This is a genomic window from Streptomyces sp. MGP-BFMKR1, assembly GCF_057766585.1.
Window position 1 is genome coordinate 1,160,251 of the sequence record NZ_CM173408.1, and the last position, 12,655, is coordinate 1,172,905.

14 protein-coding genes and 7 tRNA genes are annotated in these 12,655 nt (G+C 72.6%); 8 read left to right on the forward strand and 13 right to left on the reverse strand.

The annotated features are described in order from the left end of the window. Positions 1 to 28: 28 nt before the first annotated feature. The 6 genes from thrS to AC3CHW_RS04325 form a co-directional block, all read right to left on the reverse strand. Positions 29 to 2,011, reverse strand: a complete 1,983-nt coding sequence (gene thrS, locus AC3CHW_RS04300; RefSeq protein ID WP_488469608.1) for a threonine--tRNA ligase — start codon at positions 2,009 to 2,011, stop codon at positions 29 to 31. 283 nt (positions 2,012 to 2,294) lie between these two features. Further along, entirely contained in the window at positions 2,295 to 2,474 is a 180-nt protein-coding gene (locus AC3CHW_RS04305; RefSeq protein WP_176164968.1) for a hypothetical protein, read from the reverse strand. Positions 2,475 to 2,670: 196 nt separating this feature from the next. Further along, positions 2,671 to 2,742, reverse strand: a tRNA-Val gene (locus tag AC3CHW_RS04310). An 86-nt stretch (positions 2,743 to 2,828) separates the two neighbouring features. Next, a complete protein-coding gene (locus AC3CHW_RS04315; protein ID WP_459246273.1) occupies positions 2,829 to 3,290 on the reverse strand; it encodes an SRPBCC family protein in 462 nt (153 codons plus the stop codon). A gap of 419 nt (positions 3,291 to 3,709) precedes the next feature. Further along, positions 3,710 to 3,781: transfer RNA gene (locus tag AC3CHW_RS04320), tRNA-Val, on the reverse strand. 53 nt (positions 3,782 to 3,834) lie between these two features. Further along, entirely contained in the window at positions 3,835 to 4,296 is a 462-nt protein-coding gene (locus AC3CHW_RS04325; protein WP_488469609.1) for a TIGR02611 family protein, read from the reverse strand. Between the two features lie 190 nt (positions 4,297 to 4,486). On the opposite strand from AC3CHW_RS04325, the gene AC3CHW_RS04330 reads away from it, so the two are divergent. Together AC3CHW_RS04330 and AC3CHW_RS04335 are read left to right on the forward strand one after the other, a co-directional pair. Then, complete coding sequence (locus tag AC3CHW_RS04330) at positions 4,487 to 4,900, forward strand: SsgA family sporulation/cell division regulator (RefSeq protein WP_003959770.1); 414 nt, start codon at positions 4,487 to 4,489, stop codon at positions 4,898 to 4,900. A 240-nt stretch (positions 4,901 to 5,140) separates the two neighbouring features. Continuing rightward, positions 5,141 to 5,698 (forward strand): CGNR zinc finger domain-containing protein, encoded by a 558-nt coding sequence (locus tag AC3CHW_RS04335; protein WP_187061189.1) that lies wholly within the window; start codon positions 5,141 to 5,143, stop codon positions 5,696 to 5,698. A gap of 86 nt (positions 5,699 to 5,784) precedes the next feature. Here AC3CHW_RS04335 and AC3CHW_RS04340 read toward each other — a convergent pair whose 3' ends face one another. Together AC3CHW_RS04340 and AC3CHW_RS04345 are read right to left on the reverse strand one after the other, a co-directional pair. After that, a complete protein-coding gene (locus AC3CHW_RS04340; RefSeq protein ID WP_359326523.1) occupies positions 5,785 to 5,946 on the reverse strand; it encodes a hypothetical protein in 162 nt (53 codons plus the stop codon). A gap of 110 nt (positions 5,947 to 6,056) precedes the next feature. Further along, complete coding sequence (locus tag AC3CHW_RS04345) at positions 6,057 to 6,512, reverse strand: hypothetical protein (protein ID WP_176164964.1); 456 nt, start codon at positions 6,510 to 6,512, stop codon at positions 6,057 to 6,059. A gap of 167 nt (positions 6,513 to 6,679) precedes the next feature. Here AC3CHW_RS04345 and AC3CHW_RS04350 point away from each other — a divergent pair, with 167 nt between their 5' ends. Then, positions 6,680 to 7,228, forward strand: a complete 549-nt coding sequence (locus AC3CHW_RS04350; protein ID WP_488469610.1) for a DsbA family protein — start codon at positions 6,680 to 6,682, stop codon at positions 7,226 to 7,228. A gap of 66 nt (positions 7,229 to 7,294) precedes the next feature. On the opposite strand, the gene AC3CHW_RS04355 is transcribed toward AC3CHW_RS04350, so the two are convergent. From AC3CHW_RS04355 to AC3CHW_RS04365, 3 genes are all read right to left on the reverse strand, one after another. After that, the gene (locus AC3CHW_RS04355) at positions 7,295 to 8,131 is read right to left on the reverse strand and encodes a GNAT family N-acetyltransferase (protein WP_459246271.1); all 837 of its coding nucleotides are present in this window, start codon (positions 8,129 to 8,131) and stop codon (positions 7,295 to 7,297) included. Positions 8,132 to 8,302: 171 nt separating this feature from the next. Further along, positions 8,303 to 9,139 (reverse strand): aminotransferase class IV, encoded by an 837-nt coding sequence (locus AC3CHW_RS04360; RefSeq protein ID WP_398606761.1) that lies wholly within the window; start codon positions 9,137 to 9,139, stop codon positions 8,303 to 8,305. Continuing rightward, a complete protein-coding gene (locus AC3CHW_RS04365; protein ID WP_488469611.1) occupies positions 9,136 to 10,227 on the reverse strand; it encodes a chorismate-binding protein in 1,092 nt (363 codons plus the stop codon). Before AC3CHW_RS04365 ends, AC3CHW_RS04360 begins: the two co-directional genes overlap by 4 nt. A gap of 148 nt (positions 10,228 to 10,375) precedes the next feature. Between AC3CHW_RS04365 and AC3CHW_RS04370 the strand changes: the two genes are divergently transcribed. The 5 genes from AC3CHW_RS04370 to AC3CHW_RS04390 all read left to right on the forward strand — a co-directional run bounded on the left by AC3CHW_RS04370 (position 10,376) and on the right by AC3CHW_RS04390 (position 10,853). Next, positions 10,376 to 10,448: transfer RNA gene (locus AC3CHW_RS04370), tRNA-Gly, on the forward strand. A gap of 28 nt (positions 10,449 to 10,476) precedes the next feature. Beyond that, positions 10,477 to 10,547, forward strand: a tRNA-Cys gene (locus AC3CHW_RS04375). Position 10,548: 1 nt separating this feature from the next. Continuing rightward, positions 10,549 to 10,620, forward strand: a tRNA-Val gene (locus AC3CHW_RS04380). A 71-nt stretch (positions 10,621 to 10,691) separates the two neighbouring features. Then, positions 10,692 to 10,763: transfer RNA gene (locus AC3CHW_RS04385), tRNA-Val, on the forward strand. Positions 10,764 to 10,781: 18 nt separating this feature from the next. Next, positions 10,782 to 10,853 (forward strand) — tRNA-Val (locus AC3CHW_RS04390). Positions 10,854 to 10,999: 146 nt separating this feature from the next. On the opposite strand, the gene AC3CHW_RS04395 is transcribed toward AC3CHW_RS04390, so the two are convergent. Continuing rightward, positions 11,000 to 11,314, reverse strand: coding sequence for a TFIIB-type zinc ribbon-containing protein (locus AC3CHW_RS04395; RefSeq protein ID WP_398606759.1), 315 nt, complete (start codon positions 11,312 to 11,314; stop codon positions 11,000 to 11,002). A 169-nt stretch (positions 11,315 to 11,483) separates the two neighbouring features. Next, complete coding sequence (locus AC3CHW_RS04400) at positions 11,484 to 12,620, reverse strand: phosphotransferase (protein WP_488469612.1); 1,137 nt, start codon at positions 12,618 to 12,620, stop codon at positions 11,484 to 11,486. Positions 12,621 to 12,655: the final 35 nt, after the last annotated feature.

Below are 12,655 nucleotides of genomic sequence, written 5' to 3' on the forward strand. Positions count from 1 at the left end.
GGGGGCGGGACGGCGGGGGCCCGGTCGGTCACACCTGGACGCGGCGCTCCACGGCGTCCACGATCTCCGCGATGGCCTCCGCCCGCGGGATGCCGTTCTTCTGCGAGCCGTCGCGGTAGCGGAAGCTGACCGCGTCGGCGGCCACGTCCTCGTCGCCCGCGATGACCATGAAGGGGATCTTCGCCTTCTGCGCGTTGCGGATCTTCTTCTGCATCCGGTCCGACGAGGAGTCGACCTCGATCCGCAGCCCCCTGGCCTTGGCCTCGGCCGCGAACTCCGCCAGGTAGGGCACGTGCCCGTCGCCGATGGGGATGCCGACCGCCTGCACCGGGGCCAGCCACGCCGGGAAGGCGCCCGCGTAGTGCTCGAGGAGCACCGCGAAGAACCGCTCGATGGAGCCGAACAGCGCCCGGTGGATCATGACGGGCTGCTGCCGCGAGCCGTCGGCGGCCGTGTACTCCAGGTTGAACCGCTTGGGCTGCTGGAAGTCCACCTGGATGGTGCTCATCTGCCAGGAGCGCCCGATGGCGTCCTTGGCCTGCACGGAGATCTTCGGCCCGTAGTACGCCGCCCCGCCCGGGTCGGGCACCAGCGGCAGGCCCTGCTTCTCGGCCGCCAGCCGCAGCGCCTCGGTGGCCTCCTCCCACTCCGCGTCCTCGCCGATGAACTTGTCGGACTCGGGGTCGCGGGTGGACAGCTCCAGCTCGAACTCGTTCAGGCCGTAGTCGCGCAGCAGGTTCAGCACGAAGGTGAGCAGGTCGTCCAGCTCCTGCGGCATCTGCTCCTTGGTGCAGTAGATGTGCGAGTCGTCCTGCGTGAAGCCACGGGCCCGGGTGAGGCCGTGCACGACGCCCGACTTCTCGTACCGGTAGACCGTGCCGAACTCGAACATGCGCAGCGGCAGCTCCCGGTAGGAGCGGCCACGGGCCTTGAAGATCAGGTTGTGCATGGGGCAGTTCATGGCCTTGAGCCGGTAGTTCTGCCCGTCGAACTCCAGCGGCGGGAACATGCCGTCGGCGTAGTTCGGCAGGTGCCCCGAGGTCTCGAAGAGCTTCTCCTTCGAGATGTGCGGGGTGTTGACGAACTCGTAGTCCGCCTCCTCGTGCCGCCGGCGCGAGTAGTCCTCCATGACCTTGCGCACCACGCCACCCTTGGGGTGGAAGACCGCGAGGCCGGAGCCCAGCTCCTCGGGGATGGAGAACAGGTCCAGTTCGGAACCCAGCTTGCGGTGGTCGCGCTTCTCGGCCTCGGCGAGGAACTCCAGGTGCGCCTTGAGCTCGTCCCTGGTCGGCCACGCGGTGCCGTAGATGCGCTGGAGCTGGGGGTTCTTCTCGCTGCCCCGCCAGTACGCGGCGGCCGAGCGCATCAGCTTGAAGGCGGGGATGGCCCGCGTCGACGGCAGGTGCGGGCCGCGGCACAGGTCCTTCCAGCACAGCTCGCCGGTCTTGGCGTCGAGGTTGTCGTAGATCGTCAGCTCGCCGGCGCCGACCTCGGCGGACGCGCCCTCGGCGGCGTCGGCCGCGGAACCCTTGAGCCCGATCAGCTCCAGCTTGTACGGCTCGCCCGCCAGCTCCTCGCGCGCGGCCTCGTCGCTGACCGCCCGGCGCGAGAACCGCTGCCCCCGCTTCTGGATCTCCTGCATCTTCTTCTCGATGCGCTTGAGGTCGTCGGGGTGGAAGGGCGTCTCGACGTCGAAGTCGTAGTAGAAGCCGTCCCGGATGGGCGGGCCGATGCCGAGCTTGGCCTCCGGGAACAGCTCCTGCACGGCCTGCGCCATCACGTGCGCGGTGGAGTGCCGCAGGATGTTCAGGCCGTCCTCGGAGGTGATGTCGACGGGCTCGACGGCATCGCCGTCGGCCACCTCGTACGCCAGGTCCTTCAGCTCGCCGGCCACCCGGGCGGCGACCACGGAGCGCTCGCCATCGAAGAGCGCGGCGGCCGTCGTGCCCGTCGTGACCACGCGTTCTTCCCGCTCGGAATCGCGTTGGATGATCACACGGACGTCTGACACCGGTCTCTCCTGACGTATGGGTCGCGCGACAGCGAACACTGCGCGACTCGAATCGTACCGAGCGGGGCACCCCTCCCGCGAAACGGTTCGCCGCACCCCCGCCCCTCGGCCGCGCCCCGCCCCCGGGACGATCACGCCGCGCACCGCCCCTCTCCCCGCCCCGACCCACCACCCCCTCGCGCCACACGCTCCCCCAACTCCGCGACGCGCGAGGCGGGTTGGACGCCACACCACCGAGATCACCCGAGGAGGCGCGGCCGGCCAGCACGCGCGAGGGGGCGGCTCAGCGCTCGGCCCGACGCGCGGCGGCCAGCCCCACACCGGCCGCGAGGGCGCAGACGCCGGTCAGCACGCTCAACACGGTCTCCGTCCCGCCGCCGTCGAGCACCACGGTCAGAATCACGTTGGCCCCCAGGCACAGCCCGAGCATCAGCCACAGCACGCCCTTGGTCGCACCGCTCATCTTCGCCACCTTCCTCGCCGCCACCCGGCCCGTCCCACCGGCTTTGTCGCGGTTCACGGTAGGGAGGCGGCGGTGGGGCCCACCATGGAGCACTCCCCCATGTCGGGGTGTATCCAGCTACACCATCGAGGAATGCGCGAGGGGCAACGCAAAGCGCCGCACTCCTCATGGAGTACGGCGCCTTGTCGATTCCGGGTGGGCGATACTGGGTTCGAACCAGTGACCTCTTCGGTGTGAACGAAGCGCTCTCCCACTGAGCTAATCGCCCGGCTATTCGGCGGTTATCCCTGGGGGCTTTCCCGCGAACGAGTTGAACAATACAGGTCGCGGCGACCGTTGTTCAAACCGCGTTCGCTACCCGGGCCCGACACCCAGCAAGGCCCGCAGCCCGCGCTGGCCGCCGCGCATCATCAGCGCGTGGTTGAGCACGAGGAACGGCCGGCACGGCAACCCCAGGCGCCGCAGGAAGGGCTTGCACAACTCGACCTCCTGCTCGAAGAGCGCCCGACACCCCTCCCCCCGCGCGCCGGCCCGCACGGTCCACCGCGCCCAGCCCTCCAGGTCCCCGGTCATCGCGATCTCCAGCACCCGGGCCACGGGATCGCGCCGCGTGGCCCGCGCGGCGAGGAGGAGGTCGTACGGCAGGAACGAACGAACCCGCAGCGACCCACTGAACTCGCCCTCCGCCTCGGCCGCGCGAACCTGCGGCCACCAGGCCGGATACTCCTCGGCCCGCTCCAGCACCGCGTACACCGCGTCGGGCGGCGCGGCGAACGTCCACGAGCTGCGAAACCGATAGTGATGCCAACCAACCATGCCCACCAGCCTGCCCCGCACGCCCCCCCTCAAGGCCCGCAAGTCCCGCACGAAGCCCAGCCCACCCCGCTACGGCGAAGCCGAGCCACCCCGCCACCTCACAGCCGAGCCCACGCCCACCCCACTACGGCGAAGCCGAGCCCTCCGGCAATGGCGAAGCCGAGCCGCCCCGCCACTCGCAGCCGAAACCAGGCTCACCCTGCTACGACGCAGCCGAGCCACCCCGCGACGGCGAAGCCGAGCCAGCCCCACCCCGCTCCGGCGAAGCCGAGCACCCCCACCCCACGCCGCGGCCCCACCCCGCCGGGCCCCGGGGGTGCGGGTGGCGGAGCCCCCGCCCGGCGAGGCGAAGCCGAGCAGAAACGACGAAGGCGACCCGGTCCGCGCTTTCCGCGGACACGAGTCGCCTATCGCCTTCGTGGGCGATACTGGGTTCGAACCAGTGACCTCTTCGGTGTGAACGAAGCGCTCTCCCACTGAGCTAATCGCCCTCAGCCCGGCCAACATTACCGCATGTCAGGCCGTGCCTATGACCACGGGTGGGTCACTCGTCGATCTTCCACGGCATGACGATGCCGAACTTCCAGACGTACACCGATAGGGCCGCGGCCACGATCACCAGGCCGATGACGGTCAGGATGATGTTGCGGCGGCGCACCTTGGGATCGAGGGCGCGTTGGGTGGCTTCGCTGACCTTGCGCTTGGTCCAGCGCAGGACGAGCTGGGCCCAGACGAACTCGGTGGCCCAGATTCCTATGCCACCGAAGATGACCAGCCAGCCGGGTCCGGGGAGCGGCAGCATGATGATGCCCACGATGACCACCGCGAGGCCCACCACGAAGACGCCGACCTGCCAGCTCAGATGCAGGGCGCGCGACTTCTTGATGAAGTGCGGCGCCCGTGAGCCGAGCACCGGCTCGGCCTTTTCGCGCTCTTCGGTATCCCCCGTATCGGGTGGCGTGGGCGTTACGGTGCCCATCTGCCGCCCGTCACTCTCCGCGTTCATACTAGCCAACCTACCGGATCGCACAGCTTCACTGGAATGGCGGATTTAAGCGAACGGGGGGTCGGCCAGCCGAGCGACCCGAAGACCCGCAAAACGGGCAGAGGGGTTTACAACGGCACCGTAGGTGGCATGTCGATTTCGCCGACGTGCGAATCCCCGAGCGCACACTGAGCGAAAGGCCCTGGCGCTTATGAACACCACGGTCAGCTGCGAGCTGCACCTGCGCCTCGTTGTGTCGAGCGAGTCCTCACTGCCTGTACCCGCGGGCCTGCGGTATGACACGGCCGATCCCTATGCCGTGCACGCCACCTTCCACACCGGAGCCGAAGAGACGGTCGAGTGGGTGTTCGCCCGCGACCTGCTCGCCGAGGGCCTGCACCGGCCCACGGGCACCGGCGACGTCCGTGTCTGGCCGTCCCGCAGCCACGGTCAGGGCGTCGTCTGCATCGCCCTGAGCTCTCCGGAGGGTGAGGCACTGCTCGAGGCCCCGGCGCGGGCCCTGGAATCCTTCCTGAAGCGAACAGACGCCGCCGTGCCGCCAGGCACCGAGCACCGGCACTTCGACCTGGATACGGAGCTGTCGCACATCCTGGCCGAGAGCTGACGTCGCGCACGGGCTGACGTCTCGCGGTCACGCATCGCGACGCGCCGGCTCCCGCCCGCGTGGGGCCGTCCGACTCGGGGAGACGGTTCGCGACACGGCGGGCACTCGACAACCGCATACGAGAGACGGCGGTGCCGTCGCCCGGTTCTGACCGCGGCGACGGCACCGTCGTCGCTCCCAGCCGCTAGAGTCACGGGAGTCGAAGGGCAGCCGCCGACCCAGCCGGCCAGGGAGCAGATGGTGCTGATCAACCACGACACCCGGTGCGCGCTCGACGCGGTCGTCGATCTGGTGAACACGATGCCCGAGGGCGCCGCGCCCGACGGATTGCCGGACGTGGCGGCGCTCGGCGACTTCGTCACCCGGCACGCGATCAGCGACGTGGGCGCACTCGGCAAGCGCGACCTGGTGGCCGTGCACGCGACGCGGGCGCGGTTCGTCGAGGTCTTCGCGGCCACCGACACACCGACCGCCGCGGCCCTGCTCAACGCCATGGTGGCCGCCGCGGGGACCACGCCACAGCTCACCGACCACGACGGCTACGACTGGCACGTGCACTACTTCGCGCCGGGCGCCTCGATCGCCGACCACCTCGCCGCCGACGGTGGCATGGCGTTGGCGTTCCTGCTGGTGGCGGGTGAGCGCGAGCGGCTGCGGCGGTGTGAGGCCCCGGACTGCCAGCGGGCCTTCGTCGACCTGTCGCGGAACCGTTCGCGCCGCTACTGCGACAGCCGGACTTGCGGAAACCGTCTGCACGTGGCCGCCTACCGCGCCCGGCGCCGGGAGGCCGGGGTCTGAGGCGGCCCGGGCCGCCCGCGCGGCACGTCGCCGGGCCGGGGCGGGTCGGCGGGGGCGGGTCGACGGGGGCGGGCCGCGGCGGCGGCTCACCAGCGGTAGAGGTCGTGGACCGCGGCGAGCAGGAGCAGGGTGGCGATCACGCTGAGGAAGAGCATCAGCGGTGGCTGGGACAGTGCGTACAGGCAACCGCGCGCCTCCTGGTGCTCCGGGGCGGGTGCCTGTGTGGTGCCCGGCGCGGGGCCTGACACGGGTCCTGGGGCGGGGGTGCGTTCCCCGGGTGAGTGCGACATCGCTGCCCGATGATCCAGGAGCCGGGTCATCGGCAACGACGAACGCCCCCCGCACGGGGGATAGTTCGCTAGATTCCGTGCTTCTTCAGGATCGCCTCGATATCGGCGAACTCGTCGCCGCCACCACTCGTCTTCGCCTTGGCCTTGCGCCGGGGCTGCTGCGCGGGGGCCTGGGCACCACCGAGCGAGGGCGCGGACGCCTCCGGGGCCAGCGCCGCGCGCTGGGCCGCCGCCGCTGCCCTGCGCTCCTTGCGGGTGCCGCCCTCCTCGGAGCGGCGCTCGACGGCGCGGCAGATCACGAACAGCAGCGCGGAGACGGCGAGCACGCCGAAGCCCAGCCACACGGAGGGCTTGAACACCAGGTCGCTGATCCAGTCGGCTATCCCGGTCATGGCCAGCCCCAGCGGCACGAGCGCGTACGCGGCGATCCGGGTCGCCGCCAGGAACCGCTTGCGGTACGCCGTCATGGCGGCGATGCCCAGGCCCGCCGCCGACAGTGCGGCGCACAGCGTCGAGGTCAGCATGCGGTCCTCCTGCTCGTGGGGTGCTGTCCCTTCCATCGTGCACCGTCGGGCGAGCATTCAGCCACGATCGGGTCGGGGCGCGATGCGATATCCGGGACATCTCGGGGGAGCGTGTCCTCCGCAGGTCCCAGTGTGGCTACTCCCGCGGAGGCTGGAAGACTGCTCCCATGAGCCCGAACGACTCCACCACTTCCTCCCGCTCCGACTCCGCCAGCTCCCCCGTCGTCCTCGACGTGTGGTGCGAGCTCCAGTGCCCCGACTGCCGCTCGGCCCTCGCTGACCTGCGGGAGCTGCGGGCTCGCTACGGCGACGCCCTGGACGTTCGGCTGCGGCACTTCCCGCTGGCCAAGCACCCGCACGCGTACGCGGCGGCCCAGGCGGCGGAGGAGGCCGCGGCGCAGGGCCAGGGCTGGCCGTACGTGGAGGCGGTGCTGGAGCGGGTGGCCGAGCTGGACGCGCGCGGGGTGCCGGTGCTCGTGGAGGTGGCGCGGGAACTGGGCCTTGACGCCGAGGAGTTGGACACCGCGCTGATCGACGGCCGGCACCTGCTGGCCGTGGACGCGGACCAGGCCGAGGGGCAGGCGATCGGGGTCACCGGCACCCCGACGTACGAGATCGGCGGCGAGCGGCTGGACGGCGGGAAGAGCCAGGAGGGGCTGCGGGAGCGGATCACCGAGATCGCGGACCGGCTGCTCGGCGAGAGCGGGCCGCGGTAGCCGGGGGCCGGAGCGGGCCCGGCACGCACCCGCTCGCTTCTCCCGGCGGGTGCGGCGGGGCCGGGCCTAGAGCAGCGACTTGACCATGTGCGTCACGACGTACCGGTAGCCCAGCGACTCGTACAGGCGGACCGCTGGCGTGTTGTTCGCGAAGACGTGCAGGCCGAGCCGGGTGACGCCGGCGGCCAGGCTCTCGCGCTCGGCGACCAGCAGCAGGCTGCGGCCGTGCCCCTGGCCGCGGTGCTCGGGCGCGACCTCGACGGCGTAGACGTACGCGCCCTCGCCGTTCTCGGAGCGGTCGCCGAGCGCGATCCAGATGGTCCCACGGGCGACGTCCTCGTGGGTGAGCACCCGGAGCAGGACGGAGCGGGTCGCGGGTCCGTCGGGGAGCAGGGTGGCGTAGTCGGCGTCGGCCTTCGTCGTGGCCTGCTCCTCGGGCACGCCGCGGTCCATCCAGTCACGGATGTAGCTGGCCCGCTCCCGGGTGAACCACTCCGGGTACTCCGCGTCGGTGAGCGGTCGGACGCGGGTCGCGGGCGGCAGCTCGGGCGACTCGGTCAGGTCCTTGACCATGTTGTGGCCGCGCGCGGTGTAGCCGAGGGCGGTGGTCAGGGCGAGGGCACCGTGGGCGTCGGCAGGCACGGAGGCCGACACCTGGGTGCAGCCCCAGCCGCGCAGCACCTCCTCCGCGGCGAGCGCGGCCACGGTGCCGCGCCCCCGCCGTCGATCGCCTTCGGCGATGCTCAGGTGCCGTATCTTCCCGAACCTTCCGCCGAACCGGGCGTCGGTGCTCACTTCGGCGGTGCCGACGGGCCGGCCGTTGACGCACACCTCGTACGCGCGGGAGCGGACCCCGTCGGCGGACTCGTGCTGCGGGGCGGTCGGTCTCAAGGTGGTGGTCACGTGGTTGTTGTACCCGCCGGACCGGGCGCCCGTCACCACGTTTTCCCGGACCGGTGCGCGGGACCTGAACCCGGTGCGCACGCCCCGGACGCGTACGACCAGACGCGTACGCACCGCGCGGGGCAGCCGCGCCGAACCCTCCCGGTGGCGTCGGTGCCGGCCTGGCGTGCGCTAGCGGGGGTCGGAGTCGGCCGCCGCGCGTTGGGCGAAGGTCCGCATGGCCGCGCGGGTCACCTCGCCGGGCGCCGGCGTCAGGGTGCGGCCCGCGCCCTCGGGGCCGAGTCGGTGCACGGCCTGCACGTCGCGCAGGGTCGAGGTCAGGAAGATCTCCTCGGCGTCGTCGAGCGCCGACAGCGGCAGGTCCGTCTCCTTGGCGCCCACCCACTCCACGACCAGCGCGCGGGTGATGCCCGGCAGGCAGCCGGAGGTCAGCGGCGGGGTGTGCAGTTCGCCGTCGATGACGAGGAAGACGTTGGAGCCGGTGCCCTCGCAGAGCTGCCCCACGGTGTTGGCGAACAGCGCCTCGGACGCGCCCTGCTGGCGCGCCGCGCTCAGGGCGACGACGTTCTCCGCGTACGAGGTGGACTTCAGGCCGGCGAGGGCGCTGCGCTCGTTGCGGGTCCAGGGGACGGTGATCGCGGCGGTGGTGTCGGGGCTCGGGTCGGTCGGGCTGAGCGCCACGACGAGCGTGGGGGCCGACTGGCCTCGGTCGGAGCCGAGCGGCGCGAGCCCGCCGGTGTAGGTGATCCGCAGTCGCCCCAGCGGCATGGGGTTGTCGGCCAGCACGGCGGCGACGGCCCGGCGCACCTCGTCGGCGTCGGGCTCGGCCAGTCCCAGGCCGCGGGCCGAGGTGGCGAGCCGGTCCAGGTGGCGGGTGAGCGCGAAGGGGACGCCGTCGACGGCCTTGAGCGTTTCGAATATGCCGTCGCCGACCGTTATGCCGTGGTCGAAGACCGAGACGCGGGCCTCACTCTCGTCCCGCAGTGCCCCATCGAGCCAGATCGTCACCGTATCGTCCCCTCTGCCGCCTGTTGTGCCCCCGACGCTACCGCGAGCAGGCGCGACGCCTTGAGCTCGGTCTCGTGCCACTCGCGCTCCGGGTCGGAGCCCCAGGTGATGCCGGCCCCGGTGCCGAAGCGCAGCACCGGGCCGCCGGCGGCGGTCGCTGGCGACGGGTCGCTGGGGGCGCGGTCGATCCAGAAGGTGCGGATGCCGACGGCCACCTCGCCGGTGCGCCGGTCGGCGTCCACCCAGCCGATGCCGCCGCAGTACGGGCCGCGCGGGGTCGTCTCCAGCGCGTCGATGATCGCCAGCGCGCTGGACTTGGGGGCGCCGGTCACCGAACCCGGCGGGAAGGTCGCGGTCAGCAGCTCGGGCCAGCCCGCGCCGTCGGCCAGTTCGCCGCGCACCGTGGAGACCAGGTGGACCAGGCCCGGGTGCGGCTCCACGGCGCACAGCGCGGGCACCGTCACCGAACCGGTGGCGCAGACCCGACCCAGGTCGTTGCGGACCAGGTCCACGATCATCACGTTCTCGGCGTAGTCCTTCTCCAGCAGCTCGGCCGCTACCCGCCCGGTCCCCTTGATCGGGCCGGACTCGACCACGCGGCCGGTCCGGCGCACGAACAGCTCCGGCGACGCCGTGGCCACCTCGACGCCGTGCGCGGGGAGCCGGACCGTGCCGGCGTACGGGGCGGGGTTGCCCCGGGCCAGCACCGCGGTCAGCGCGTCGACGTCGGCGGGGGCGCCCCCGGGCAGGGGCGGCAGCGGCGCGGACAGCACGCGGCAGAGGTTGGCCTGGTACACCTCGCCCGCCGCGATGTGCTGCCGGACGCGGCGCACGCCGGCCGTGTACGCGGCCCGGTCCAGGGAGGAGGTCCAGGCGTCCACGGTGGGGCCACGCCAGGCGCCCGGGACCGGCCACGGCACCGGCGCGGGGCGCACGTCACCGAAGCGGGCGCAGGTCAGCCGGCCCTCGAAGTCGGCGACCACGGCCCAGAAGCCCGTCGATTCCAGGGCGGCGGGATCGCTGGTGACGTCGCGCAGGTCGGTGGCGAGGCGTCCGCCGAAGCGGGCCAGGGGCGGCAGGTCGTACACGGTGGCGAGTCTATGGCGGGGGCGCGGGGACCGCTGTGAGGTGGTGACCACCGCAGCACGCTGCGGAAACGGAATTTGAGCTGGCCCAGGAATCCGCTAGAGTTCAACACGTCGCCGGGACACGGAAGCGTTCTGGACAACGACAACTGCGGACGTGGCTCAGTTGGTAGAGCATCACCTTGCCAAGGTGAGGGTCGCGAGTTCGAATCTCGTCGTCCGCTCGAAGTGAAGGATTCGTCCTTCGCTCCTGGTGGAGTGGCCGAGAGGCGAGGCAACGGCCTGCAAAGCCGTCTACACGGGTTCAAATCCCGTCTCCACCTCGGACGATTAGCTCAGCGGGAGAGCGCTTCCCTGACACGGAAGAGGTCACTGGTTCAATCCCAGTATCGTCCACTGGACCTTCGGGTCCCGCACGACCTGGATCCCTGAGGATCACTCGCCAGCCCTTCGGGGCTGGCGATCCCGCGCGATTAGCTCAGCGGGAGAGCGCTTCCCTGACACGGAAGAGGTCACTGGTTCAATCCCAGTATCGCGCACGCAGCAATGCACATCCCGGACGATTAGCTCAGCGGGAGAGCGCTTCCCTGACACGGAAGAGGTCACTGGTTCAATCCCAGTATCGTCCACACTTCACGGCCGGTGGCCGGAGCCTCGTCGCTCCGGCCACCGGCCGTTTGACGTGCGCGAGCGCCGAGCACGCGGACGCGGGGCCCGTGGCCCGGTGTCGGGCCGGGCCACGGGCCCCGCTGTGCGTCGCGCCGGGCGCGGGCGGTCAGGACGAGAAGAGCATGTGCCCGAAGCCGCGCCGTTGGCCGTGGTGGCCGTGGTGCTGTCCCTGGTGGCCGTGGTGCTGTCCCTGGTGGGGGGCGCCCCAGGCGGGGGCCGCGGGGTACGCCTGCGGGGCGTGGCCCGGGGCCGGGGCGGGCGGGGGCGGCGGGGCCTGCTGCACCCACTGCGACTCAAGCTGCGTCAGCGACTCAAGCTCCCCGTAGTCCAGAAAGATCCCCCGGCAGCCACTGCACTGCTCGATCTGCACGCCGTTGCGGTTGTACGTGTGCATCGGCGCATGACACTTGGGACACTGCATGGTCCGCTCAACTCCTAGCCATCGGCATCAGCGCCACCGGAACAGGCGCCCGGCGGCGATGAGTTCACCCTACGGCGTGCGCCCCCGCCGCCCGCCCCTGGTTCGGGGCATCGGGTACGGAACCCTCGCGCGGGCGCGCGCGGTTGCGGCCCCTCGGGCGGGTGGCCCCTCAGACGTGCGGGGAGGACGGCAGGCCCGTGTCGGGCGCGGTGGGGCCGCCGGTCATGCGCGCGCAGGCGTCGACCATGGCCTGCTCGGCCGCCTCCAGCGCGCGGTCCGTGGCGGCGGCCTTGGCCAGGCCCAACGCCGCGCTCTGCACGGTCAACGCCCGGGCGGGCACGTCGAGCCGGGGCCAGGGGTCGTCGCCCTCCCCCGCCGCCGTACCGCCCGCCGACCGGTAGGCGGCCAACAGGCGCGTCCACTCGTCGGGATCGAGCAGCCCGGTGGCGAACCAGGCGGCGGGGCGGGCCAGGTCCCAGGCCGGATCGCCGCGCCCGAGGTCGTCGACGTCGATGAGCAGCCACCCGTCGGCCGCCGCCGCGTCGCTGCGGGGGCTGGCCGGCGGGGAGCCCACCAGTTGGCCCAGGTGCAGGTCCCCGTGGCACAGGTGGTCGGCCTCGGGCGCCGGGGCCGCGCCGCGCGCCCAGGCGGGCAGCGCCGCGGCGGCCCCGAGGACGGCGCGGGCGGCGGGCGATGTGGCGACGGGGGCGGGCGCGGCGCGCAGCCGTTCCAGCGCGGCGGCCACCTTCGCCGGTCCCCGCATCGGGGGTACGGTCCCCGGCAGCGCGTCCACCGGCACCCGGTGCAGCCGCGCGAGCAGGGCGCCCAACGCCTCCCAGGGCGCGGCCTCCCGGTCGTCGGGGGACACGGGCACGCCGTAGGGCCACAGGCTCGCCAGGCGCCCGTCGCTCACCGGCGCGAGCAGGGGCGTGGCCGCGACGGGGCCCGGAGCGGCCGGCGCGCCGTGGTGGGACGGGGACGGCCCGGGCGCCGGGCGGGGGGACGGGAGGGGCGGGGGTAGCGCGATGGGGAGGGGCGCGAGGAGGCAGTCGCGCAGGCGCGGGTGGGCCGCGACGCGCAGCCGGGCGGCCAGTTCGGCCGGGGCGCTGTCGGCGGCGTGCACCTTGTAGACGACCGGCCCGAACCGTATGACCGTCCCGTCGGGCCGGTCGGCGAGCACCTGTGGCTCGACTCCCGGGCCGTGGCCCGGTGTGGGCAGGTGGCGCACGAGGGCGGCGGCGCGGCCCCCGCTCGCCACGTCCGGCGGGCGAACGGCAGCGCCCGGGGCGGCGGATTCGGTGTTCACGAGACCCCCGTGCTGGTGCGGGGGCGCGGCGCGGC

Coding starts and splice junctions, on each gene's coding strand:
- AC3CHW_RS04315 (WP_459246273.1), bottom strand. CDS start 3,290: ATGGTTGGTTGGCATCACTATCGGTTTCGCAGCTCGTGGACGTTCGCC.
- AC3CHW_RS04395 (WP_398606759.1), bottom strand. CDS start 11,314: ATGCAGTGTCCCAAGTGTCATGCGCCGATGCACACGTACAACCGCAAC.
- AC3CHW_RS04305 (WP_176164968.1), bottom strand. CDS start 2,474: ATGAGCGGTGCGACCAAGGGCGTGCTGTGGCTGATGCTCGGGCTGTGC.
- AC3CHW_RS04350 (WP_488469610.1), top strand. CDS start 6,680: ATGAGCCCGAACGACTCCACCACTTCCTCCCGCTCCGACTCCGCCAGC.
- AC3CHW_RS04330 (WP_003959770.1), top strand. CDS start 4,487: ATGAACACCACGGTCAGCTGCGAGCTGCACCTGCGCCTCGTTGTGTCG.
- AC3CHW_RS04345 (WP_176164964.1), bottom strand. CDS start 6,512: ATGCTGACCTCGACGCTGTGCGCCGCACTGTCGGCGGCGGGCCTGGGC.
- AC3CHW_RS04325 (WP_488469609.1), bottom strand. CDS start 4,296: ATGAACGCGGAGAGTGACGGGCGGCAGATGGGCACCGTAACGCCCACG.